The 24,071-nt window shown below is 45.8% G+C and carries 22 protein-coding genes; 5 read left to right on the plus strand and 17 right to left on the minus strand.

Translation table 11 applies throughout. The features are described 5' to 3' along the window. Position 1: 1 nt before the first annotated feature. From BEP19_RS16160 to BEP19_RS16190, 7 genes are all read right to left on the minus strand, one after another. Positions 2-802 (minus strand): ABC transporter permease, encoded by an 801-nt coding sequence (locus BEP19_RS16160; protein ID WP_120190960.1) that lies wholly within the window; start codon positions 800-802, stop codon positions 2-4. Further along, positions 793-1,665 carry an ABC transporter permease gene (locus BEP19_RS16165; RefSeq protein WP_120190961.1) on the minus strand — a complete coding sequence of 291 codons (873 nt, stop codon included), beginning with the start codon at positions 1,663-1,665 and terminating at the stop codon, positions 793-795. Before BEP19_RS16165 ends, BEP19_RS16160 begins: the two co-directional genes overlap by 10 nt. Next, positions 1,643-2,905 carry an ABC transporter substrate-binding protein gene (locus BEP19_RS16170; RefSeq protein ID WP_245983646.1) on the minus strand — a complete coding sequence of 421 codons (1,263 nt, stop codon included), beginning with the start codon at positions 2,903-2,905 and terminating at the stop codon, positions 1,643-1,645. Before BEP19_RS16170 ends, BEP19_RS16165 begins: the two co-directional genes overlap by 23 nt. Beyond that, complete coding sequence (locus tag BEP19_RS16175) at positions 2,902-3,570, minus strand: TVP38/TMEM64 family protein (protein WP_170145407.1); 669 nt, start codon at positions 3,568-3,570, stop codon at positions 2,902-2,904. The genes BEP19_RS16170 and BEP19_RS16175 overlap by 4 nt, the downstream gene beginning before the upstream one ends. Continuing rightward, positions 3,570-5,021, minus strand: coding sequence for a dihydrolipoyl dehydrogenase family protein (locus BEP19_RS16180; RefSeq protein ID WP_120190963.1), 1,452 nt, complete (start codon positions 5,019-5,021; stop codon positions 3,570-3,572). The genes BEP19_RS16175 and BEP19_RS16180 overlap by 1 nt, the downstream gene beginning before the upstream one ends. A 9-nt stretch (positions 5,022-5,030) precedes the next feature. After that, positions 5,031-6,218, minus strand: coding sequence for a TVP38/TMEM64 family protein (locus BEP19_RS18045; RefSeq protein WP_245983647.1), 1,188 nt, complete (start codon positions 6,216-6,218; stop codon positions 5,031-5,033). An 87-nt stretch (positions 6,219-6,305) separates the two neighbouring features. Further along, positions 6,306-6,992, minus strand: coding sequence for a YdjY domain-containing protein (locus tag BEP19_RS16190; protein WP_120190964.1), 687 nt, complete (start codon positions 6,990-6,992; stop codon positions 6,306-6,308). A 508-nt stretch (positions 6,993-7,500) separates the two neighbouring features. Between BEP19_RS16190 and fdhF the strand changes: the two genes are divergently transcribed. Next, entirely contained in the window at positions 7,501-9,570 is a 2,070-nt protein-coding gene (gene fdhF / locus BEP19_RS16195) for a formate dehydrogenase subunit alpha (protein WP_120190965.1), read from the plus strand. Between the two features lie 499 nt (positions 9,571-10,069). Here fdhF and BEP19_RS16205 read toward each other — a convergent pair whose 3' ends face one another. Then, on the minus strand, positions 10,070-11,350 hold the full coding sequence (locus tag BEP19_RS16205; protein WP_120190967.1) for an FAD-dependent oxidoreductase: 1,281 nt from the start codon (positions 11,348-11,350) through the stop codon (positions 10,070-10,072). A 27-nt stretch (positions 11,351-11,377) separates the two neighbouring features. Then, on the minus strand, positions 11,378-11,914 hold the full coding sequence (locus BEP19_RS16210) for a peroxiredoxin (protein WP_120190968.1): 537 nt from the start codon (positions 11,912-11,914) through the stop codon (positions 11,378-11,380). 235 nt (positions 11,915-12,149) lie between these two features. Here BEP19_RS16210 and tpx point away from each other — a divergent pair, with 235 nt between their 5' ends. Together tpx and BEP19_RS16220 are read left to right on the plus strand one after the other, a co-directional pair. Then, on the plus strand, positions 12,150-12,653 hold the full coding sequence (tpx, locus tag BEP19_RS16215) for a thiol peroxidase (RefSeq protein ID WP_120190969.1): 504 nt from the start codon (positions 12,150-12,152) through the stop codon (positions 12,651-12,653). Positions 12,654-12,870: 217 nt separating this feature from the next. Continuing rightward, positions 12,871-13,290 (plus strand): DUF2935 domain-containing protein, encoded by a 420-nt coding sequence (locus BEP19_RS16220; protein WP_120190970.1) that lies wholly within the window; start codon positions 12,871-12,873, stop codon positions 13,288-13,290. A 186-nt stretch (positions 13,291-13,476) separates the two neighbouring features. Here BEP19_RS16220 and prfB read toward each other — a convergent pair. The 6 genes from prfB to BEP19_RS16250 form a co-directional block, all read right to left on the minus strand. Beyond that, a protein-coding gene (gene prfB / locus BEP19_RS16225) for a peptide chain release factor 2 (protein ID WP_120190971.1) occupies positions 13,477-14,578 on the minus strand; the annotation gives its coding sequence in 2 pieces (ribosomal slippage) (positions 13,477-14,505 and positions 14,507-14,578; 1,101 coding nt in all). Between the two features lie 4 nt (positions 14,579-14,582). Beyond that, on the minus strand, positions 14,583-17,093 hold the full coding sequence (gene secA2, locus BEP19_RS16230; protein ID WP_120190972.1) for an accessory Sec system translocase SecA2: 2,511 nt from the start codon (positions 17,091-17,093) through the stop codon (positions 14,583-14,585). 234 nt (positions 17,094-17,327) lie between these two features. Continuing rightward, positions 17,328-17,876, minus strand: coding sequence for a ribosome hibernation-promoting factor, HPF/YfiA family (hpf, locus tag BEP19_RS16235; RefSeq protein ID WP_120190973.1), 549 nt, complete (start codon positions 17,874-17,876; stop codon positions 17,328-17,330). A 178-nt stretch (positions 17,877-18,054) separates the two neighbouring features. After that, positions 18,055-18,252 carry a cold-shock protein CspD gene (gene cspD / locus BEP19_RS16240; protein WP_120190974.1) on the minus strand — a complete coding sequence of 66 codons (198 nt, stop codon included), beginning with the start codon at positions 18,250-18,252 and terminating at the stop codon, positions 18,055-18,057. Between the two features lie 140 nt (positions 18,253-18,392). Then, on the minus strand, positions 18,393-19,064 hold the full coding sequence (locus BEP19_RS16245) for an amino acid ABC transporter permease (RefSeq protein ID WP_120190975.1): 672 nt from the start codon (positions 19,062-19,064) through the stop codon (positions 18,393-18,395). Between the two features lie 60 nt (positions 19,065-19,124). Further along, a complete protein-coding gene (locus BEP19_RS16250; RefSeq protein ID WP_170145408.1) occupies positions 19,125-19,910 on the minus strand; it encodes a basic amino acid ABC transporter substrate-binding protein in 786 nt (261 codons plus the stop codon). Positions 19,911-20,582: 672 nt separating this feature from the next. On the opposite strand from BEP19_RS16250, the gene BEP19_RS16255 reads away from it, so the two are divergent. After that, positions 20,583-21,455 (plus strand): helix-turn-helix domain-containing protein, encoded by an 873-nt coding sequence (locus BEP19_RS16255; protein ID WP_170145409.1) that lies wholly within the window; start codon positions 20,583-20,585, stop codon positions 21,453-21,455. Positions 21,456-21,507: 52 nt separating this feature from the next. Here BEP19_RS16255 and BEP19_RS16260 read toward each other — a convergent pair whose 3' ends face one another. Then, positions 21,508-22,539 carry an S-layer homology domain-containing protein gene (locus tag BEP19_RS16260; RefSeq protein ID WP_170145410.1) on the minus strand — a complete coding sequence of 344 codons (1,032 nt, stop codon included), beginning with the start codon at positions 22,537-22,539 and terminating at the stop codon, positions 21,508-21,510. Positions 22,540-22,723: 184 nt separating this feature from the next. On the opposite strand from BEP19_RS16260, the gene BEP19_RS16265 reads away from it, so the two are divergent. Then, positions 22,724-23,521, plus strand: a complete 798-nt coding sequence (locus tag BEP19_RS16265) for an alpha/beta fold hydrolase (protein WP_120190979.1) — start codon at positions 22,724-22,726, stop codon at positions 23,519-23,521. Between the two features lie 129 nt (positions 23,522-23,650). Here the strand turns inward: BEP19_RS16265 and BEP19_RS17765 are convergent, their stop codons facing one another. Next, the gene (locus tag BEP19_RS17765) at positions 23,651-23,827 is read right to left on the minus strand and encodes a hypothetical protein (protein WP_170145411.1); all 177 of its coding nucleotides are present in this window, start codon (positions 23,825-23,827) and stop codon (positions 23,651-23,653) included. Positions 23,828-24,071 lie beyond the last annotated feature (244 nt).

Raw genomic sequence — 24,071 nt, forward strand, 5'->3', positions numbered from 1 at the left:
GTTACCCCTCCTTTACGACTTGATTCGACTCTTGCCGATAATAGCGTTTTAACAGTCGATCCATGAACACGAGAGCAAACAATGCCATCATCGTGAACAAGATCGTGTATGCCGCCGCGACTCCTAAATCTCCGCCGTTTAAAAACGGAAATAGCAAAATAGGCAGCGTGATCACTTGACCGCTTCCGATCAGAAACGTGATCAAATATTGACTCAATGAAACAAGTATACTTAACGCGGAACCGACAGCGATTCCTGGAATTAAGTGAGGCAAGGCAACATACCAAAAACGTTGCAGCGGACCCGCTCCAAGCATCTGCGCTTGCTGTTCCCAAGCATAGCCTAATGTCTGATAGCTCGAAGTGAGCGCCCGTATAACATACGGCAATGTCGGCGGAAGATGAGCTAAGATCACACCAAATACCGTCTCCGTTAATTGCAAACGGACAAACGTGAAATGAATCCCCATCATCGCCGCAAATGGCGGAATAATTATCGGAGAATAAAGAATTGCGCTGATCCATGTTTTCCCCCGCAACTCCGCTCGCGCCAACGCATTTCCTGCAGGGATCGCCAACAACAAGTTGATCGCCGTCACCGCAAACGCAATCGCCAGACTGTAACCAACCGCTTGATAGGTTCCCGAATGGCTGGAAAAAACGTATTGCCACGTTCGCAAACTCCATTCAACAGGGATCAGTTCAGGCCAACGCCACGACCCCGACAAACTCATTAACAACAACGGAAAGAAAGGAAACAGAAAAGCGATCGCAAAGATACTTCCAATCAGCCTCAATTCCATCCCCTGCTTTCTTCCCCTAACCAGCTCTTGCTCAAACGGTAAGCCAACAACCCTAACAAAGCGGTAATGAAGGCAATCAATATATTTAAAGCAAGCGCCAGCGGTCGCTCATTCACAATGTCGCCGGAAAAAAGTTGATAGGCAAAAACCGAGATCATCTGCGGGTAGGTGACCCCTAACAAGAGCGGGATTTCGAAAGCGGAGAATTTAAAAGCGAACACGATAAAACTAGCGGCCAACCAACTCGGCATCAAAAGGGGCAACACAATCTCACGAAAATAAGCCCATCGACCCGCCCCAAGGATGCGGGCAACCTGGCCCCATTGATCCTGAATCCGCAGCAATACAGGAACAAGCATAAAAGCAATAAACGGACTTTCCTTCCAGACGTAGGCGCTGATAATCCCCCAACCGAATGATTCATGGACAAGGATGGGAAAATCCTGAATTTCATCGATCCAGCCAAACGCGAACAACAACCGGGAAATCCAACCGCTCTGCATCAACAGCAGAGCGACCAGATAAGCGACCGCCAAATGCGGGATCAACATTGGAAATTGCAAAATGCGCCGCCCAATCCCCTTCATCTGAATAAAACTCAGTCCCAACGCGAGACCGACGAACGCCGATAGCAAAGTCGATAACGCTGTAATCCGCAACGTATACAGAATCGATCGCCTGAAATCCGCGTTTTGCAGTAAGTCTACATAAGGCTGGAAAGAGATCTCTCGCTCGCCCACCAACGAATAAAGGCCGATACTTTCCAGAAATCCGAGTAAAAAACCGCCGAAAAACAACAAACCGATGACGCTAATCGCTGGCAACACTAAAAGATAAGGCTTAAGGTTTCGCCACATGTTCATGCCATTGTTTCTCTAACGCCTCTACGTATTCCGCGGGTATTTCAGGAACTTGATGATCAGACAACACTTCATTGCTCAGCGTTGCGACGCCTCGATCGATCGCTTCAATTTGTTGACGTTGCTCATCAGACAACTTGTCCATATCTAAGACCATTCCTTCTCCCCAATATTGCGGATCAAATTTCGTAATTTGGGCCTCAGGAGACAGTAAGAAGTTAATCGCAACCATTGCTCCCGCTTGTTTTCCCGAGTTGTACGGAATCGCTAAAAAGTGCGTATTCGCTAACGTTCCATTTTTCAACACAAATGTTCGGGTGGAATCCTGGAACGTCCCTTTCATCATTTCATTGGACGCTTTCGCTGGATCATAACCCATCGTCATCCACACTTCGCCATTGCTGTATAGTTGGTCCAGCTTTGCTGAGTTTTCGGGATACGTCTTCCCTTCCCGCCACAAAAACGGTTTAATTTCGTTTAAATAATCCCACATCGGTTGCCAATTCCCGACCACCTCTTCTGAAAAGGGTTTCATGTATTGCTCATGTCCCCCAGTCGTTTCATATAACACGTGACGAATAAAGGCACTGCCCGTAAAATCAGGCGGAGACGGATACGTGAACTTTCCCGGATTTTCCTCAACCCACTGTTTTAACTCTTCCATTGTTTGCGGCGGCTCCGCCACTTTATCTTGATCATAGACAAACACAAATTGCGCTTTGCCCCACGGCGCCTCCAAGCCATCCGTCTCTATACCAAAATCAAATTGGATATCTGCGGCCTCGCCGTCGACGTATTCGTTAAAATTAGGCAACTTTTCAGTGATCGGCCCCCATAATAGGTCATTGCTTTTCGCCGTCCTAAAGTTTTCCCCATTTAACCAAAGCAGGTCAATACTGCCTGTCTCTTTACCCGCTTTCTTCTCGACTAATAACTGATTGATCGTTTCTTCAATATCGCTAACAGGCACGCGACGCAGGTCCACCTCGTATTCTTCTTGCAAACGCGGCTTGATCCATTCATCCAAATAACGGTTTGTCGTATCACTGCCGCCATACATATATATGTTCACTTGCTGACCTTTCGCTTGCTCTGTAATTTGCTCCCAATTCAAGGCCAAGATGTCTTCCGTAGGTTGCTCCGACTCCGCGACTGGCTCCTTCGAATCAGAGGAACATGCCGTCAATAAACCGAGGGCGCAAATAAACCCAACCATCGCATATTTTCTAAAATTTTTTTTCATTTTTGCTGCTCCACTCCATAATCCATACTATTTTTTTGTTGTTGTCTTCTTTTAAAAAAGAAAGGAACGACCGCTAAAATCACGACCAGAATGATGGCAAAATAAAACGTTGGGGAAAAGATAGCATGCAGTGAATGCCCCAAGTAATTGTAGGCAAAAGCCCCGGGGATAATACCGAACGGCGTCGCCAATGCATAATCGCGGAAGCGAACTTTCGATAACCCCGCTCCATAATTAACCGCGTCAAATGGAACAAGTGGGATTAAGCGCAATAGAAAGATCGCTTTGAATCCTTGTTGCTCGAGTTGCTGATCCCACAACGTTAAACGACGTCCCATCCACTTTTGGATCGTCTCCCTGCCTAATTTACGAGCCAGGCCGAATGCTAAAAAGGAGCCCAGCGTGGCCCCAATCAAATCGAGCAAGGTTCCCCACCACGGACCAAAGGTCATCCCGCCGGTCAGCGATAGAATAATCGCGGGAAACAGAAAAAGGGGCCGAATCGTGTAGATGAGGACGTACAGCACAGGGGCTAACCAGCCAAACGAAAGAATAAAATCGCGAATCCGCTCCGGCGTTAATACGTCCATCCCGATTTTCGCGCTGATGATCCCCAAGCCCAATAAGACTGCGACAGCTAGGCTCAACTTCATCACTTTATTCACTATTTCTTCCCCTTCCTCCTCCATCGTCGTAACAAACGGGCATATAGCTTAAGCAACTGATTCAGCCTTCCCGAAAAAAGTTTCTCTCGCCAGTACAAATCCGCCGTTTGTTGGACCGCTCCGACGCGAGATGGATACGGATGGATCACCTGCGACAACGCGCCGATCTTATGGTTAAAATGTTTGGCGAAAACGACTTCTTGCAGCAGATCTCCAGCCCCGCGACCGACCGCTTGAGCCCCAAGGATTTTTCCCTTGTGATCAGTCACCACCTTCAACAATCCATTGGCCTCATCGTCAGTAATAAACCGATCGACTTGATCGAGCGATAGTCGATACGTTTGACAGCGAACGCCGCGGCGACGGGCTTCTTGTTCGGTCCAACCGAGCTGAACGAACTCGGGATCCGTATAAAGCACAGTCGGAATCGTATCATAGTCGAGCTTGCTCTTGACGTGAAAAAGAGCGTGGGAGATCGCCGCTTTCCCCTCTGCTCCAGCCACATGCGTGAACGGCATACGACCATTGACATCCCCGACCGCATAGATATGTTTGCGCGTTGTCCGCAGCTGTTGATCCACAACGACCCTTCCTTTTTCGTCCACCTCTACACCCGCCTGCTCTAAGTTCAGTCCAGCCGTATTCGCTACTCTGCCCGCGGCGACGAGGATCCGATCGACCACTAGTTGCTGAACACGACCCTCAATCTGTAATGTGACTTGAATCGCTTGTTTATGTTTGGCAAAGTACGTTGCAGTCGCGTTGGTTAAAATGTGGATACCTTCCTGTTCCAACGCCGCGCGCAGGTGTCCCACTGTTTCAGGCTCTTCATTAGCTAAAATCGTTGACGCCCGTTCCAAGATGGTCACTTCACAACCAAAGCGCCGCAACGCTTGCCCCAACTCCAGCCCAATTGGCCCCGCCCCAAGCGCGAGCCATCTTTTTGGCAAGTCGGTCATTTCCCAAAAGGTTTCATTTGTGACATAGCCCACCTTTTGCAAACCGGGAATTGAGGGGATAAACGGACGAGAACCTGTCGCGATGATGATTCTATCCCCTGTAATCTGTTGCTGGCCATTGATCATCACCGTACGGTCATCGACAAAAGCCCCTTTGCCTGGAAAAATCGTGACGCCCAACCCCTCAAAACGAGCAGGATCATCGTGCTTTTGGATGACGCGAATCGCCTTCAAATAATGTTCGCGAATTTTCGTGTAATCAAGCGGTGTTGTTTGCGTAAAACCGAACGGCGCCGCTCTTCGCGCCGAGTGTATAAGCTGGGCTGTGTGTAATAACGCTTTACTTGGTACGCACCCCGTCCATAAACAATCGCCGCCTAATGGACCCTCGTGAATAAGCGCTGTTTTCGCGCCAAAGGCAGCGGCCCCCGATGCGGCTGTTAGCCCCCCAGCGCCCCCGCCAATGACAATCACATCATAATAATCTGACATATGTTTCGTTTATTGAGCCTTATCCGTTTTCGATTGATCCATTTTCGTAAATGACGATCTCTTCTTCCAAGCGGCCAAAATAATCGCCAAGCAAATCACAGCAACGAAAATAAAGAACAATACTTTTACAGAACTCGAGGCCGTTTGCCCTAGATAGGAATATAAAATGGTCGCTGGCGCCTGACCAATTCCCGTCGCGATAAAGAATCCCCAAAACCGCATTGAGGTCAATCCCGCGCCATAACTGACTAAGTCAAACGAAACGATCGGCAGCAAGCGAGCAATCAAAATTGAATGTTTACCGTATTTTTCAAAAAACTGATCTGTCCAATCCAAAGCTGTTCGCGTGACCAATTTTTCAACCGCTGGACGTCCCAACGCCTTAGCAATAAAGAAACAGAGAGCCGCTCCCAACATGGCGCTGCTCCAGGACAGCAATCCTCCCCAAAAAGCGCCAAACAACATCCCATTCGCAAATGTAATAACAAACGCGGGCAATGGCGCCGCAATCGCTTGAAACACCATTAAAAAAGCCGAAATAATGGGAGCCCAAATCCCAAATGAAAGTAGATAATTACGGAACGATTCAATGTTTCCAGTTGCGCCCGCAGAGGCCAGCATTTTTGCGGAATCATTGATAAAGTAGCGGACCCCTGGTTGAACAAGATATAAAATCACGCTGCCACCGAGCAAAGCCACGACAATCCAGATCGATAACCGTTGTTTTTTATCCATGTTATGTTTTCTCTCCTTTCCGATCTTTGTATAGAAAAAGAACAAATTGATCAAACCGATAGCGAACGCCGCAACGATCAGACCATTGATCTCTGCTAATGTCCACTGTTTCCAACCAAGTCCTTGTCGCACTGTCGAGGCCGGTACAATGCTTAACCGCTCGCCATTGAAACCGTTGACTAATCCTAACAGCAACAAACTGATAGGAATAAAATAAATAACAAACTTTTTATTTTCCCAAAAAAATCGCCGAGCAAAAACATAGTTATGATTGATCACGTACAAGACAACCGCAATCAAAATAAAACCAGGAATCAGCCCCCCTAAATTTGCCCGCATATCGAGCCATGTAAAACGAAGGAGGCTGTTCGCCAAACTGAGTCCTAGAAAGAACAATATAAAGACGGTATGAATAAGTCCAGCGAAAAATGAGAGCCATTCCTTCCTCCCTAGGGTTGCCACCTTCGATTCCACCTTCCCTAAATAAATGAGGAGGCCGCTCGCCAGATCTCAACGAGTCAGCCCCAATTGAATAGGAATATAAAGATGCTATTTCAACGCAAACGTTACAATCACTGGTGTTCCGTCTTCTGGTAATACATCCTTGTTCCCAACGAAATCAGCTTGTTTACTGTCAAAAGCGTTAACAGGCTCTGAACTATTACTTGTCACTCCAACCGAACAACTGTCAAAGCAAGCTAAACAACCTGTAAAATAACTATTTGCGTTATCGCGGTTTCCGCCAAATTTGTAATTAATCGGATTCCCTGTAGAAACATTGACAACCTCGGAGATATCGTAATCTTTTTCCGCGCCATCCCAAGAAACCGATACAACTAAATCGTCTCCTTCGATGAATTCATCTTTTGACTTTCCAGCTAGATTGTTGCCAGGTTCCGCTTCGATTTCAACTAAAGCGTCATGGAAGTTGGTCTGATTAGCAAAAGACGTGAACAAGGCCTCGTCTCCATACTTCCCTTCATGGAAGTTTAGCCCATGGCGAGTCGGTTCTACTGTATATTTCCCGTTCACCGTCGCGTAAACTTTTACCGTCCTCGCTTCCTTGTCGATCACCAACGGATGATCTTTCGATACTTCCACTCCTTCTTCAGGCAATGTTTGCGCGCCTTTCACAGACAGCTCTTGCCCATCGCTCGATGATTGCTGACCTCCTCCACAGGCCGTTAAGCCGATGGTCAACAGTCCAACAAGGACAACTCCTAATACTTTTTTCATATGTAGATCCCCCTCACAAAAATAATCCAAGTCTAATTATACATAAGATTGGATTATTATCTAGATACAATTTGGTTATAAAGTAATAAAAGCCACTCAGATGAGCGGCTCTATGTTCGTAATGAACCTGCCCTTGGACAGGAGACATTCCTTATCCATTATATAATAGACGATTATAGATTACATCCCTATTATATTCAAAATAAGTTTTATTTGTAAGCCATCTGATTGCGCGTTAAGATACGACATCCGAAAATCCTCTATTTTAAAGCAATTAACTTGATCCTCTTGCACTCTCTTTCGAAATCCTAGCGCCATTCCATCATCACATCATGATCCATATCACGCCTCTATCATAAGTAATTATTATATTAAAATTAAGAATAAGTTATATACAGTTGTTAAACTTTGTGATATATTTTGATTTGTGAGATAGGGAGAAGAGTAATTTTACTACATGTGGCGCAGCTAATCTTCTCAAAAATATAAGTTTTTAGAGGTGAAGAGGATGACGACAACCAATCATGTAACCCTTCCTGCCAACAGCGAAGTAAACACGATTTGTAGCTTTTGCGGCACAGGGTGCGGTTTGACAGTTCAGGTGGAAGACGGTCGAATTAGTAGAGTTAGAGGACACAAGGAAAATCCAACAAGCCATGGAGAGACTTGCATTAAAGGGGCGATGGGGTGGGGCTATGTGTATAGCAACAAACGAATTAAGGAGCCATTAATCCGTAAAAACGGAAAATTAACGCCCGCTTCTTGGGACGAAGCATTGGACTTGATCGCGAAGCAATTTACTACGATCAGAGACACCCATGGACCAAACGCGTTGGGCTGTTTTAGCTCCTCTCGTTCCACGAATGAATTAAACTTTATTGCTGGAAAGTTTATGCGTACGGTAATTGGCACGAACAACATTGATAGTTGCAATCGCACGTGTCACGCCCCGAGTGTGACAGGTTTGGTAGAAGTATTCGGCACAGGGGCTTCGACGACATCCTATGATGAATTAGAAGAAACAGATGTGATTATCGCCTGGGGAAGTAACACACAAGAATGTCATCCCATCGTGTTCAATCATATGCGCAGAGGGATTCGTAACGGGGCAAAAATGGTCGTCGTGGATCCGCGTGAAATCGCCCAAACAAGACTCGCGCATAAGTGGTTGCCTATTAAGGTCGGTTACGATGTCACGCTCGCCAATGCCATGGGACACGTAATTATAGAAGAAGGTTTAGAAAACCGAGCATTTCTCGAACGGGCCACGCTAGATTTTGAATCATACAAACAACACACGCAAAAATATACACCGGAGTACGCCGAAGAGATTACAGGTGTTCCCGCGGATGATATCCGTGAAGTCGCCCGCCTTTACGCGCAAGCGGATAAAGCGATTATTTGCTGGACTTTAGGGATTACCGAACATGCGAATGGGACGGAAAACGTATTTTCCCTGATTAACCTCGCGCTATTAACGGGTCATATCGGAAAACGGGGTTCAGGGGTCAACCCACTTCGCGGTCAGAATAACGTACAAGGCGGCGGTGATATGGGCGCGCTTCCGAACCGCTCTGTTGGAGGATGGTTATATAACGACGCGACAGGACGCCAGTTGCACGAAGAGGTATGGGGCGCTCCAATTCCTGAGCAGTTAGGCTTAAACTTGACAGAAATGCAGGAAGCAATTGACAACGAAGATATTAAAGCATTGTACGTGATCGGCGAAAACCCAGTCCAGGCAGATGCCGACGCGAACCATGTGGAACAATTGCTCAAAAAACTAGACTTTATGGTTGTCCAAGATATTTTAATGACAAAAACAGCAGAGTTAGCTGACGTAGTGCTTCCTGCTGCCGGTTGGGCAGAAAATGACGGTACCTTTACAAACTCGGAACGACGGATTCAACGAGTGCGTCCCGCGATTCAACCGCCAGGCTTAGCGAAGCAAGATCATTTTATTGTACAAGATATTGCGAACCGCATGGGCGCCAATTGGAACTACCAATCAGCCGAAGATATTTGGGAGGAAATTCGCAGATTAGCACCTGATTTCGCTGGCGTCACATATGATCGCTTGGACGATGGCGGGTTGCAGTGGCCTTGTCCAGAAGAATCGCATCCTGGCACACCGTTTATTCACGGGCGACTGTGGAAGGAACATGTCGAGCAAAAAGCGTCGTTTAAACCCGTGGACAATCGTGACCCTGTAGAATTGCCGGACGATGAGTATCCGTTGCAGTTAACAACAGGGCGTCGCCTTGAATTTTACAATACAGGTGTACAAACATCCGATTATAAAAAGGTGAGAGATCCCGAGGAATCTTTGGAAATCCACCCGGAAGACGCGGCGGCTTATCAGCTGGAGGATGGGGCTCCAGTTAAAGTTCGATCCCGTCGCGGTGAAGTGGAAACGAAAGTGAAGATCAGCAAGCGTCAACCACGCGGCCTTGTGTTCATGACCTTCCACTTCCCAGAGCAAACAGATACAAACCGATTGACGATCAACGCAACTTGTCCTTTAGCTGGCACAGCTGAATATAAAGCCTGCGCCGTTCAAGTTGAGCGGATCGGATAAACGCAGATCCCCCTTTTTAAAAATAGATAAGGTGAAGAAAACCAATTGTTTTCTTCACCTCTTTTTTTGGAAACTGAATGCGCAAAAGGCCGCAAAACGCATTGCGACCTTTCACCATTTCTCCCGCCAGCAGCGCCGCTGCTTTATATCCTATTTGCGATTCATATAAATTATACCTAATTTTGGAGATTCCCTTTGTTACGGTCTGATCGTGAGGGTAAATGCGATGTCGGGTCAATGCAAAGGACAAATATACTCTTACAGCATGAGATCGACGGATCAACTTTGTGTAGGGGTCACCGAGACCGTTACAGTGACAAAAACAGCGAAAAGCTGGACAACCCGAATTGTAAAGGCCTCAACTCCCGCTACAGACTGCGTTCATCGCACCAGTCCTTTATAAGGGCCTTATCTCCCGTTACACCAATCAAACTTTGGCGAAAACCGAAAAAGGACCGTTGCGAGGAATAACCTCGAACAGTCCTTCTCAACTTTTAATTTAACTATATTGCGGGCGAACCGTTTTCCGTCCATGGATAAACTTCTCCGCTTCTAAAGCAGCGACACAGCCATCAGCCGCTGCAAGCACGGCTTGTTTGACTTGTGTTTTACGGGCGTCGCCGCCTGCGTAAACACCAGGCACACTCGTTTCCAACGTTTCGTTAACAGATACGTATCCTTCTGTATCTCGCTTGACCTGTTCCCCTAAAAAGTCGGTGCCTGGTTTCATCCCGCTTAAGTATAGGAACACACCGTCTACATCCCACTTTTCTTCCGTTCGTTCGGCGGTCGTAACTTTGACTCCGCTAACATGGTCATCCCCAATGATTTCTTTAATGCGATATCGAGGGTAGACTTTGATGTTTGACAGCTGTTCTACTTCTTCCAACGATGCGCCGCCTCTTAATTTTCCGCTAGGCACTAACAAATGCACCTGTTTGGAGAATTTAGCCAACGCGCCTGCTTCTTGGACAGCCTCTTCATCATCGCCGATTACCACGACTTCCCGTCCCTCATAAAAAGCGGCATCACAGGTAGAGCAATAACTAACGCCCCGACCTGTATACTCTTCTTCGCCAGGCAACTTTCTCCCAGCGGCCCGAGCGCCAACTGCAATGAAGACCGCTTTTGCTTTAACCACACCTTCAGGAAGCTTAATTTCCTTTTGCTCATCGGTAAAGTTCACCGATAACACCTGACTCTGAACGAGCGTTGTTCCAAACGACTTGGCTTGCTTTTGCATTCGCTCCACAAGCTCTAACCCGGTCAGTTCGCCTAACACTCCCGGATAGTTCGCGATTTTATGCGTAATCGCAAGTGTGCCTGTTTGAGGGGAGCGATCAATGAGAAGCGTGTTTAATCTCGCCCGTGAGGCGTACAGAGCGGCTGTTGAACCCGCGGGTCCCGCCCCAATAATCACAAAATCATATTCTTTGCCTAACAGATCCGAATCAATCGTCTCAAACAATGAGTCGGCGGTTGACGACGATTCAGACGAACTTTCTTGTTGTTGCTGTGGATCGCTTTTTTTCGCCGCCTCAATTTGATCATCGCTAAGTCCAAGGCGATCTTGTAATCGTTTCGGCTGAAACCCGAGCACCGGTCTGCCGTCGATGAATGTCGCAGGCGTCCCAAAAATGCGTCGCTCTTGCAACTCTTTGAAATAAGCCGCATTCTCTGATACGTTGCGTTCTTCGTAGGAAATACCCCACTGTTCCAGCTGTTCCTTTACTTCTAAACATTTGGGGCAACCCGTGCTCGAGTAAACGATAACTTCCATTGTTCCCCCTCCTTCACTTTTTGCTGCTTATAGCATCTCTTCGCCAGGTCTCCAATTGGCAGGGCATAATCCACCCGCTTGAATGGCTTGCAAAACGCGTAGCGTTTCGTCCACACTGCGACCTACGCTATCTGGCGTGATCACTTGGTATTGAATGATCCCTTCTGGGTCGATGATGAACAGACCGCGTTGCGCAATCCCTTCGTCGTTCAACACACCATAAGCCTCAGCCACTTCCTTTTTGTAATCCGCAGCCAACGGGAAATTGAGTCCACCCAATCCTTTGTCCTCTTCAGATGTGGCGATCCAAGCGCGGTGCGAGAATTTGGAGTCGGTCGATACACCCAAAATCTCCGTATCCAAATCTTTAAATTCTTCAACAGCGTCACTTAACGCTTTAATTTCTGTCGGGCATACAAACGTGAAATCAAGTGGATAAAAGAAGAAAATCAAATATTTACCTTTATAGTCGGATAAGGAAGCTTGTCCAAAATCTTCCCCGTTCCCTAACGCTGTTTCCATCTCAAAATGTGGAGCTTGTCTTCCTACTAAACTCATTTTTATTAACCCCTTTCATCTTTTTGTCTTGAAAAAGCCCAGGGCTAACGCAGGAATTCCATCCAAAAATTCCTGCGCCTGGGTATTAGTGTTGACATGGAGTATGTTACCACTATAATTTATATTTATCAAGATCATAAGTTTTTAATTATATAGATTACACTTATCCTCTTGATAAAATCCCTTTTCACCATCATAATAGGGTTATTAACTTACCTTGAGAGGTAGAGGAGGCTATTACATGGCAAATGTTACATTTGGTGGAAGAGAAGTTACGCTTGTAGGCAATGAGGTCAAAGTAGGCGACAAAGCGCCTGATTTTACAGTAAGACAAAATAACTTGCGCCGATTGACGCTTGAAGACTCAAAAGGAACGGTTCGATTAATCAGTGTGGTTCCATCGATCGACACAGAGGTATGCGATCAACAAACACGTCGATTCAATGAAGAGGCAGCGAAATTAGAAGGCGTGACTGTTCTAACTGTTAGCGTCGACTTGCCGTTTGCTCAACAACGTTGGTGCGGAGCTGCAGGCATTGAAAACCTGCAAACGGTTTCTGACTACCGCGACCGAAATTTTGGCGAAGCATATGGCGTGCTTATCCAAGACTTCCAACTTTTGACGCGCGCGATTTTTGTAATTGACAAAAACGATACAGTTACATATGTCGAGTATGTTCCAGAAGCAACGGATCACCCGAACTATGAAGCGGCGATCGAAGCAGCAAAAAAAGCATTAGCATAACGAGCAAAAGACGGCGGGCCATTCTAAATGGGTTCGCCTTTTTTTATGGAACCTGTCCCCCCTACTGCCTCCTTCTAACGTGGAACTTAAAAAGAATTCCGATCCAAAAGGATTACTGAAAGATTCCCTCGTTAAAAGCCCCCTGTCTGTATTGCGTGAACCGCCTAGGCATAGGCAGAATAGGATAATAGCGCAACGATAATGAGGGGGTTATATTATGCTTTTTGCCTATGGACCATACCAAGATTTACGCACATTGGATGAGATGCGCTTTTGGAAGCAACAGGAAGAAGAACATATCGATGTGATTAAGGAATTAGTCAAGGACTTGGAGCCACAGTTTGTGGAAGCATTGGATGCTTGGAAGGAAAGCTTTACATTGGTTCTGAATCGGATCACACGCGACATAGAAACATACATTAGGATGAACGGAAAATCGACACCAGCCATGCATCAGCATGTGATGGAAATGGCCCGCTTTTCCTTGGAGCAAAGTGAACGCTTTTTACAGTTTTTACATCAAATGAGAACGACCAGTAAAGCGATTAAAGGAAAGCCGACGCTGCTCACCGTAATCGATCATATCGCCCGTGAATCGGAATACTTTATCGGTGTACTGCAAGTGTTGAAACAGTAAAGTCGACGCGAGGTTGGCGAGGATCCGTTTGGGAAATGAGCGACTTTCCAACGATATGGGCGACCTCTCCGCCCAATGTGTCGTCGCCCCTCCCAAACGCTCACCTCACGCCAACCAAAAAAGATCCTTGCATTGAAGCGCAAGGATCTTTTTCTATACTAACTAATCCTACTAAGTCAAATTGAACTAGTTCAATTGTTGGCGTAAATAGGCGTTGATGAACGGGTCCAGTTCACCGTCAACGACGGCTTGGATGTTGCCTGTTTCTTGGCCAGTGCGGTGGTCTTTGACCATACTGTAGGGATGGAAAACGTAGGAGCGAATTTGGCTGCCCCAGCCGATTTCTTTTTGTTCGCCGCGGATTTCGACGAGCGCTTTTTCTTGCTCTTCGATTCTCTTTTCGTAGATGCGGCCTTTCAATATTTTCATCGCTTTTTCACGGTTTTTAATCTGCGATCGTTCGGATTGACACGTCACAATAATGCCTGTCGGCGCGTGTGTAATCCGCACAGCAGAGTCCGTCGTATTCACGTGCTGTCCGCCGGCCCCGCTGGAACGATACGTATCGATTTTTAAGTCCTCCGAGCGAATCTCAATATCGACATCATCACCCAGCTCAGGCACGACCGAACAAGACACAAACGATGTATGCCGTCGCCCAGATGAATCAAACGGAGAGATTCGAACGAGGCGATGAACCCCTTTTTCCGCTTTTAAATAACCATAGGCGTTAAAACCTTTGATCAGCAAAGTAACACTTTTTACTCCTGCCTCATCGCCTGGCAAATAGTCCAGCGACTCCACCTTGTAACCGCGATCCTCGGCCCAACGCGTATACATTCGCAGTAAAATTTGGGCCCAATCCTGAGACTCTGTGCCGCCAGCCCCGGGATGCAGCTCCAAAATGGCATTGTTTTTATCGTGCGGCTCGCTGAGTAGCAGCTGCAACTCAAAGTCCTCAATTTGCTCACTTAGACTGTCCACCGTTTCCGACACATCAGGAAGCAACGACAAATCCTGCTCTTCGACAATCAGTTCGAGCATCAGTTGACTGTCTTCAAGCGTAGTCGCCAATTGTTGGACCTTTGTGACTTTGTCCTTCAGTTGGTTAACCTCCGCAATCGTCCCTTGGGCGGTATCATGATCATCCCAAAAGGATGGATCGGACATTTTTTCTTCTAGTTCGGCAATGCGGCGTTGCTTGTTATCGAGGTCAAAGAGACCCCCTGATATTCATCAATTTCCTTTCAATAGTGGAAAGTTCATTTCGCAATTCTGAGACTTCCATACGATCACTCTCCATGACAATTTTTAAACTTTTTCCCGCTGCCGCACGGACACGGTTCATTACGACCCACTTTTTCACCGTCGCGACGAACCGTCTTTGATTCTTCTTCATCCGTGTTGACCGCTTTGCCTTCGGCGATGACTTGACGCTGTAATGTGACTTCTGGGCGAACCTCTGTCTTCAACATTAGCGTCGCCACTTCTTCCTCAATTTGGGCGATCATCTCATTGAACATTTCAAAGCCTTCAAACTGATACTCGCGAAGCGGGTCAGTCTGAGCATAGGCGCGTAAATGGATCCCTTGACGCAAGTGGTCCATCGCATCAATGTGGTCGAGCCACTTACTATCAACGGCCCGCAGCAAGATTACTTTTTCAAATTCACGCATACTTTCAGGTCCCATTAATTCTTCGCGTTCCTCGTAAAGCTGCTCAATCGCCGTTTCAAATTTGGCGCGAATCTCAGCTACCTCTTCCAACCCTCGAATATCATCAACGGCAAGGGCCCCCTCAACGAGGAAGGTAGATTGCGCGTGTTCAACAAGGCCTTCCAAATCCCACTCTTCCGGCACTTGACTTTCAGGACAGAACGACTCCAACACGCGATCGACATGGGAAAGGATCATATTGACAACAATCTCATGCAAATCTTCGCTCTCTAATACTTCGTTCCGTTGTTTATAAATCACGCTTCGCTGCTGGTTCATCACGTCGTCATACTGTAAAACGACGCGACGCACATCAAAGTTATTTCCTTCGACTCGTTTTTGAGCAGATTCGATGGCCCGAGAAACCATCCGACTCTCAATTGGCGTGTCTTCCTCCATCCCCAAACGATCCATCATACTGGAGATGTTATCGGAACCGAAACGTCGCATTAATTCATCTTGCAACGATAGGAAAAATTGCGAAGAACCTGGATCCCCTTGTCGTCCGGCGCGTCCGCGCAACTGGTTATCGATTCGGCGACTCTCATGGCGTTCTGTACCTAATATATGCAACCCGCCAATTTCATGAACGCCTTCGCCAAGTTTAATGTCTGTTCCGCGTCCAGCCATATTCGTAGCGATCGTGACGGCTCCTTTTTGACCGGCGTTCAACACAATATCCGCTTCCCGTTCGTGTTGCTTCGCGTTCAACACCGTGTGACGAACCCCTTTACGGCGCAGTAGCTCAGAGATCATTTCCGACTTTTCAATCGATGTCGTTCCAACCAAAATCGGTTGGCCCGTCTTATGGCGCTCAACAATCTCATCAACAGCCGCGCGGTATTTTGCGGCTTCTGTTTTATAAATCATATCAGGCAAATCTTCGCGAGCGATTGGTCTATTCGTCGGAATCACAACGACTTCCATCCCATAGATCCGCTTGAATTCTTCTTCCTCTGTCTTCGCTGTCCCTGTCATCCCAGACAACTTTTCATACATACGGAAGTAGTTTTGCAATGTAATCGTCGCCAGCGTCATGCTCTCGTTTTGCACTTTGAGCCCTTCTTTAGCTTCGATTGCTTGATGCAGCCCATCACTGTAACGACGCCCTTGCATCATCCGTCCCGTAAACTCATCGACGATAATAATTTCGCCCTCGGAGACGACATAGTCCACATCGCGTTTCATAATATATTCAGCGCGCAATGCATTTTGCAGGTGGTGATTTAAAATAATATGTTCCGCGTCGTACAAGTTGTCTATTTTGAACGCTTTTTCAATTCGGGACGCCCCTTCGTCGGTCAGCGTGATCCCTTTTACTTTTTCGTCAACCAAAAAGTGTTCTTCTTCCTTAAGCATTTTTACAAAACGAGCCGCGACAAAGTACAGATCTGTTGAGCGCTGAGCTTGTCCAGAAATGATCAACGGCGTTCGGGCTTCGTCAATCAAGTTGGAGTCGACCTCATCAACTACCGCAAAATAGAGCGGACGTTGCACCTTATTTTCCTTATAAAGGACCATATTGTCGCGTAAGTAATCAAAACCGAATTCGTTGTTTGTTCCATATGTGATATCGCAAGCGTACGCTTCCCGTTTTTGTTCGGGATTCATCCCACTTTGATTCAACCCAACTGTCAAACCGAGAAAGTTGTGTAATTGACCCATTTCTTCAGCATCACGAGCCGCTAAATATTCGTTGACGGTAACGACATGAACACCTTTTCCTTCAAGCGCGTTCAAATAGGTCGGCAACGTAGAGACGAGCGTTTTTCCTTCCCCCGTTTTCATCTCGGCAATTTTACCTTCGTGCAATACCATTCCACCGATTAGCTGCACATCATAGTGACGCATATTCATGACACGCTTTGAAGCCTCACGAACAACAGCAAACGCCTCTGGCAACAGTTGATCTAACGTTTCCCCTTGCTCAACACGAGACTTGAATTCAGCAGTTTTCGCTTGCAGTTGTTCATCGCTTAACTTTTGTATTTCAGGTTCTAAACCATTGATTTCATCAACACGTCTTGTCAATCTTTTGATTTCTCTTTCATCAGAAGTCCCGAAGATCTTCTTCACGAGTCCTATCATCTTGGGATAGCTCCTTCCCATTCATTCATTATCAAATTAAACTGATCTCATCCTAGCATTTAATTGTACTGTATCCCAAAGGCCAAAACAAGAATATTTGGGGCAGAACCATAATTTACGTAACGAGAGAGTTGATTTGAGGATATTGCGATAAAAATCGGAGAGTAAATGCAATAAGCCAGCATCTGTTAAAACAAGAAAACCCCCTCCGAAGAGGGGTGGTTGGTGTTCATTTTATAGATCTGGTTCGATTAAACCATAGCGACCATCGCGACGCTTGTAAACGACACTGACATGATTGTTATCCGCATTGGTGAAAACGAAAAAGTTATGACCAAGCATGTCCATTTGCATGGCAGCCTCTTCCACATCCATCGGCTTTAAATCAAAACGCTTATTGCGAACGATTTCAATATTTACTTCGTCCTCCGCCTCAACGCCTTCCACATGTTCAGCGAACAATTGCTTCAAGCTTCCATCTTGACGGAACTTTCGGTTTACTTTTGTTTTATGTTTACGAATTTGTCGTTCTAATTTTTCAACAACAAGATCAGTTGCCGCATACATATCATCGCGCGTTTCCTCCGCCCGCAAGATGACACCTGGAGCTGGGATCGTCACTTCAATCGTGTGTTCTCCTCTAAGGACTTGCATCGTGACAATCGCTTCCATTGTTGGAGGGATATCATCGAAATACCTTTCTAAGCGTCCCACCTTCTTTTCTACATGTTCTTTCAAGGCTGGTGTGACTTCGACGTTTTCTCCGCGAATCGTATATTTCATCAATATAACTCCTCCTCCTTTTCATAATAAATAATTCTATATAATTACATTAAAATCCTTCCACTCTACGCTAAAATTTAGTCGTTATTTTTTGAATTCTTTGTGAACGATTTTTAGCGTTGATTGGTGTATGTAAGAGAAAAAGCCCTGGAAATTCCAGGGCTTGGATCGTCATCTATTATAGTTTAACCACGTTAGCAGCTTGTGGTCCACGAGCGCCTTCAACGATATCGAACTCAACAGATTGTCCCTCTTCAAGAGATTTGAATCCATCCCCTTGAATTGCGGAGAAATGAACGAATACGTCGTCTCCGTCTTCTCTCTCGATGAAACCAAAACCTTTTTCCGCGTTAAACCATTTAACTTTACCTTGCATGTACGTTACACATTCCTTTCAGAAATAAACTAATGAGCGGTCAATCGTTGGGTTCCCAATAACATCCATACTCATTAGTATGACTATACCATGTTTTGAGGATCCAGTCAATAAATGAAATCAAACTGATTGATGTTACGCTAGTCCGTTTTGTAGCGTCTCTCTAGCCATGACACAATTTGTGAAAAGATGAGTGTCAAGACTAAATAAAGCGCGGCCACCGTCACATATGGCGGATAACGAACAAACGTGTTTTTGGCTGTTGTAAAACCCGCGTACGCTAACTCATTTGCAGCGATCACCGCAAGTAAAGAGGAATCCTTAAGCAAGGCAATGAATTCGTTGCCCAGCGGGGGCAGAATTCTTTTGAACGCCTGCGGTAAAATGACGTGAAACATCGCTTGGTTATGCGTCATCCCCAACGAACGAGCCGCTTCCATTTGCCCTTTAGCAATCGATTGAATGCCTGATCGAAAGATTTCTGCAATGTAAGCCCCCGAATTGAGCGACAACGCGACAAACCCGGAGAAAAAAGGTCCAGGAATATCGCGACCGATAAATTCAAAAACGGAAGGAATCACCGCAAAATGGATTAATAAAATCTGCACAAACAGTGGGGTCCCTCTGAATAAATCGATATAGATTTTGGATGGAATTCGCAAATACCATTTTTCGGACAACTTTCCCAAGCCGAGGAAAAGTCCGATGACCAGCCCAGAAGCTACCCCCAGCGAGGTTAGGATAATCGTATTTAGAAACCCGCGGTAAAACAACTCCCGATAATCCCAGACTACCGACCAATCCCAAGCCATAGCTCATTCCTCCTCCACCGACTAGCCGCCAACAACAACCACTCTTTTTTGTTATTTACATTATTCTTCAGGAAAATACTTTTTGTAAATTTCATCATACTTTCCATTTTCCTGAATCTTCTTTAATCCATCATTGATTTTAGTTAGTAGTTCGCTATTTCCTTTTTGCGCGATAACCCCAAAAAATTCAGGCGAGAATGCTTGCGGATCCTCAACAGGTTTTAATCCTTGATCACCCATCTTTTTAATGAACTCTTTGATCACGAAATCGTCAGCGACAATCGCGTCTAATCGCCCATTTAATAAATCATCAATCGCGGATGGAATATCTTCATACGCTTTTAACCCTTGATACGTTTTCCCAAACTTTTCTTGCACAGAACCGTCTGCTGTTGTCCCGCCCTGAACGCCGATATTTTTACCTTCCAATTCAGTAAACGACGTCACGGTTGAATCTTCCCTCACCAAAATCATTTGAATCGCCTCAAAATATGAATCTGAGAAATCGAAACGCTTTTCCCTCTCTGAATCTTTTGAAATCGCGGCGATCGCCAGATCGACCTTTCCCTTTTCAACGCCCTCTAACGTTCCTTCCCAACCTAAATGTTGAACATCAACCGCAAAATCACTCTCTTCGGCGATTGCTTTAATAATATCGATATCAAATCCGACGATTTCTCCGCCTTCTATCATTTCAAATGGCGGATAACCCGCTTCAGTGCCCACTGTCAAAACTTCTTTGGCGTCTGGCTGCGCCACATCTTCTTTCCCGCCTCCGCACGCAACCAATGCTGCAACAGTAACTACAGCTAATACCGCTTTGGCCATATCTTTAAACTTGATCATCTCGTTTACCCCCATGTGGTCTCATTCTAATCTTCTCTTAAGAAATCGATTTTCGTATAATTATACATCCTGTTGCGAGCCTGTACAATGGGTTCCATAAATTTCATAAAACGTTCAAACCTATTAAAAAAAAGAACAAGCCACCCTCCTATGGAGGTTGGCTTTACAAGTTAGATTTTCTGTAATTGGCGCCCTTCCTGAGGAATTGGCGGGACGCTTTTTTCTACCCGAATGGGAGACGGAACACGAGAAGCGCATTCCGAAGGGAGGACATACTAACTTAACAGCTCTCATGCGCGGGAGGTAAAATTGGTTTTTCATTTGAGGAAGCTTGTGAGGAAATGGTCGGAAGGCGTTTATGATGATTGCCGTCATTACCTAGGCTCCCTATGTAACATCCAGCCGAAGACGCGTTCATTGATTCCCTCCTTTCATGATCGCTTGTCCTTAGCATACTCGTAACAAACCACGCTGTAAAACCGGATATTCTTTCAACGCGATCGATCGGGTAGGCGCAAAAGACTATTTAGGTCGTTTTTCCCATTGTTTGCCTCATCTAAATGAAAAGACTCATTTTTCATAAGTATTCACACAATTGTAACTTTTGGAAAACTGATTCAGGATTAAAATGGAAGAGGGATAGACATCACGCCGTTAGGAGAGTGCGCAGCTGTGAAACAATACGGACAATATATCTCACTGTTAAGAACTCGGCTAGATTACACGCAAAAAGATTTTGCGCAGATGCTCGGATGCGATCAAGCGATGATTAGTAAAATCGAATCAGGCGAAATCGTTTGTGGTGAAATTATACACCATGTCGCTTGGAAACTCGGGATTCACCCCAAAGAGTTTTTTGGCACCAAAGTAAGTCAGCTGGAAGATTTCCACAACGTTGAACAAACCAAAAAGTATATTCGTTACCTCGCTCATAAACGCGATTACAAAACAATGGCCTGCCAAGTGCGGGATTGTTGGAACGGGCCTCATTTTCAAAGCAAAAAGGACCACGTCTTTCTACACTGGCACCAAGGAATTGTCGAGCTACACGAAATGAACAATCCCCAAGCCGCTAAACAACATTTAGAAGAAGCTTTACGGATGGCAGACCAATTCGAAACCTTCTTCAAACGGGTTGAAATTTTAAATAGCTACGCAATCTACCACCTTGTTACAGGTGACACTGAAGCCGCCCTGCATTATTTTCATCAGGCTGAAAATTTATTATCTGTGCTCGACCCCTTAATCCACCCACATGTTAGCGTCCGTGTTTTATATAACCTTGCCACCACTTACCTGCGCTTAGAACAGTTCAAAGATTCTCAACACAAATCATTTCAAGCCCTACAAATTTGCAAAGAAAGCAAGTCCACTTACCTCCGCGGCGAATTGACCTATCAGTATGGTTACAGCGCGTACCATCTCGGTTATAAGGAAAAAGCGCAGCGCTGCATGGAAAAGTCGATCATCTACTTATTGGATGAAGAGGAGGAGGAATTAGCCGAGTACGCGGTTCAACAAATGCATCAGTTCAAATTCAATTGAACTCATAAACAAAAGGCCCTTGCGGATCTATCCGTAAGGGCCTTCGCGTCATCTAGAGTACGCGTTTCACACCGGCTATGCGGTAGTTTTTCTTGTACCAATCTAAACTATCGATACGGCTCTTCCCGCCCGAACTCGGGGCGTGAGCCATGCGGTTATTGCCAACATAAATCCCAACATGCGTAATCCGTCCGCCACCCGTATCGAAAAAGATCAAATCACCTTTTTCCATCTCGGACATCGAGACCGATTGCCCCACGTTATACTGACTGCGCGAATCACGCGGCAATTTGACGCCTAATTGACTATATACATGACTTGTGTAGCCGCTGCAATCAAAACCGCTCATCGTCGCGCCCCCATAACGGTAAGGAACGCCAAGCCCTGAATTAATCGCGCTCGTTAAACGTTGGTCCATCATTTGGCTTGACCGAGACGCCATCGCTTTTGGCGGTTGATATGGAGCAGGCTCACCATACAAAATCTTATGTAGGATCACCGCTGTCTCCGCTCGAGTCAGCGCATTTTTCGCTTTAATCTGATTGCCAAATAGAGAAAAGGCTCCTTCTTTAGTGACCGAAGCAACCGCGTCTTTCGCCCATGGACTAACGGTGTTCGCATCAATATATGGCGGGAATGTCTTCCACTGATAAGAAATATCAAACGTACGGGCGATAATCACCGCTGCTTCTTCGCGTGTGATCGGTTGATTAGGCGAAAATTGCTTATTATTTTCACTCGTACCTTCGATAATTCCCATACTGTACATTTTCTTTACAGCGCCATAATACCAATCATTACTATGTACATCTGTAAACGGAAAATTGGTTCGCGTAACGGGTTTATTTTTAACAACTTTAGATAATGCGCCAATTAGTTGGGCGCGCGTAATCGGGCTATTTGGCGCAAACTGGCTGCCGTTAACCCCGCTCAAAATCCCCTCTTGATATAACTTTTCAACACTTGAAGCGGCCCATGAAATTTGACCCGCATCAGAAAAATGATACTCTGCCGCAATCGCTGGACTTGTAAAAATAGAAAAAACAAGTAAACCTGCAAGAATTCGTTTCCTTATTCGTTTCACAATGTTTCTCCTCATCGCTTTGAATTATGACACCCAGATAACTATAAAGCATAGACGAAAAGCGAGCAATCGACCTTTTTTACTATTTTCCGAGTTTTTCCTGTATTATCTTTCATATATAGACTTTTTCGCTAGAAAAGGTAGAATATAAGAAAAAATCATGTAGAAAGGATGGTTTTTAACTATGGCGAGCTTTATTTATGATGGCTTTGAGATTCACTACACCATTGAAGGAGAAGGAAAAACCATCGTTTTTCTCCATGGATTAGGCGGCGGTTCACTGAACTGGGTCTACCAACGCAATCAATTTAAACAAGACTATCAACTGATTGCGGTTGATCTGCCAGGCCACGGAAAATCAGAAGGCGGCGATGAAATCCCCTTTTATAACTATCAGGACCTATTAAAAACGTTGCTGATCGACGAACTGCGAGTGGACGAAATCATTTTGTGCGGCCTATCTATGGGCGGTAAAGTCGCAATCGATTTTGCCTCCCGTTATCCAGACACAGTCGCTGGGCTATTCATAGCCTCCACCTTTGCCGATATGAACAGCGCGGAAAAGCGAAAACGCAAAGAAATTTGGGACATGATTCATCAACCTGGGGGCGCTGATCGTTGGCTTGAAACAGTGATCTCCCAAATGGGCTTGGACCCGCAAGGTCCCATCGCAAAAGGCTTTTCAAAAGCGCTGGAGAGCGCTTCGCTTGATTTCATGTACAACACGTTTACCGAATTCCTTGACTATGAGCAAACGGATCAACTCGACATCATCGATGTACCCGCGATTATCATTCATGGCGACCGCGATGACTTCGTGCCGCAATCTTGCGCCAACGAGCTTTTTGAGCGACTCGTTAATTCAGAACTCGAGATTCTCACGGACTGCGGTCACCTTCCTAACGTCGAAAAGCCGCAAGAGTTTAACGCGCTGCTCGATCATTTTGCGAAAGTGTGCAGCAATCCCTTGTTGTCACGATAGGTTGGCTGAGGCGGGGCTTGGGAGATCGGGGGCTTCTAGGAATAATAAAAGACGGGCCGCTTCACGGTCCGTTTCTGCATCAAAACACGCACAAAAAAAGCAGGCGGGATTTTATCCACCTGCTTTTTGTCATGCGCGCGAGCCTACTTTTAAAAATGTATGAATAAACCCGATGATAGACAGACAACTAGCTAAAGCCATCATACTGATCCAAGAACCGAATCCGAACTGGCGGACATGATAGACGTAAAATACAATCGTAAACAAAAAGAGAAATAAAAACAAATTTCGTCTTCGCTTCGTCATTTGATCTCACCTTATTTCTTCAAAAATAATCGCGTTTCAGGCTGAAAGGCAAATGTGCGCATTTTATGAAAATAACTGGACTAAAGTTAACAAAATTGTTGAAATTAGTCATCATTTAGCTAAAAGGATACACGACTTTTGTCGAAATGGGAAGGCTTATGGCAAAAAAAGGGGGAAGCGAACGTGGAGAGTGAATAAGTCCGTTGGTAGCAGCGCCGCGCTCGGATCGAGGAGCTGCTACCAA

This window comes from Ammoniphilus oxalaticus (assembly GCF_003609605.1).
Taxonomy (GTDB): Bacteria; Bacillota; Bacilli; order Aneurinibacillales; family RAOX-1; genus Ammoniphilus; species Ammoniphilus oxalaticus.

What these genes read in the sequence shown, in the direction of transcription:
- BEP19_RS16160 (WP_120190960.1), bottom strand. Translation starts at nt 802, where the DNA reads ATGGAATTGAGGCTGATTGGAAGTATCTTTGCGATCGCTTTTCTGTTT.
- BEP19_RS16165 (WP_120190961.1), bottom strand. Translation starts at nt 1,665, where the DNA reads ATGAACATGTGGCGAAACCTTAAGCCTTATCTTTTAGTGTTGCCAGCG.
- BEP19_RS16170 (WP_245983646.1), bottom strand. Translation starts at nt 2,905, where the DNA reads ATGAAAAAAAATTTTAGAAAATATGCGATGGTTGGGTTTATTTGCGCC.
- BEP19_RS16180 (WP_120190963.1), bottom strand. Translation starts at nt 5,021, where the DNA reads ATGTCAGATTATTATGATGTGATTGTCATTGGCGGGGGCGCTGGGGGG.
- BEP19_RS16190 (WP_120190964.1), bottom strand. Translation starts at nt 6,992, where the DNA reads ATGAAAAAAGTATTAGGAGTTGTCCTTGTTGGACTGTTGACCATCGGC.
- fdhF (WP_120190965.1), top strand. Translation starts at nt 7,501, where the DNA reads ATGACGACAACCAATCATGTAACCCTTCCTGCCAACAGCGAAGTAAAC.
- BEP19_RS16205 (WP_120190967.1), bottom strand. Translation starts at nt 11,350, where the DNA reads ATGGAAGTTATCGTTTACTCGAGCACGGGTTGCCCCAAATGTTTAGAA.
- tpx (WP_120190969.1), top strand. Translation starts at nt 12,150, where the DNA reads ATGGCAAATGTTACATTTGGTGGAAGAGAAGTTACGCTTGTAGGCAAT.
- BEP19_RS16220 (WP_120190970.1), top strand. Translation starts at nt 12,871, where the DNA reads ATGCTTTTTGCCTATGGACCATACCAAGATTTACGCACATTGGATGAG.
- secA2 (WP_120190972.1), bottom strand. Translation starts at nt 17,093, where the DNA reads ATGATAGGACTCGTGAAGAAGATCTTCGGGACTTCTGATGAAAGAGAA.
- hpf (WP_120190973.1), bottom strand. Translation starts at nt 17,876, where the DNA reads ATGAAATATACGATTCGCGGAGAAAACGTCGAAGTCACACCAGCCTTG.
- cspD (WP_120190974.1), bottom strand. Translation starts at nt 18,252, where the DNA reads ATGCAAGGTAAAGTTAAATGGTTTAACGCGGAAAAAGGTTTTGGTTTC.
- BEP19_RS16245 (WP_120190975.1), bottom strand. Translation starts at nt 19,064, where the DNA reads ATGGCTTGGGATTGGTCGGTAGTCTGGGATTATCGGGAGTTGTTTTAC.
- BEP19_RS16250 (WP_170145408.1), bottom strand. Translation starts at nt 19,910, where the DNA reads ATGATCAAGTTTAAAGATATGGCCAAAGCGGTATTAGCTGTAGTTACT.
- BEP19_RS16265 (WP_120190979.1), top strand. Translation starts at nt 22,724, where the DNA reads ATGGCGAGCTTTATTTATGATGGCTTTGAGATTCACTACACCATTGAA.
- BEP19_RS17765 (WP_170145411.1), bottom strand. Translation starts at nt 23,827, where the DNA reads ATGACGAAGCGAAGACGAAATTTGTTTTTATTTCTCTTTTTGTTTACG.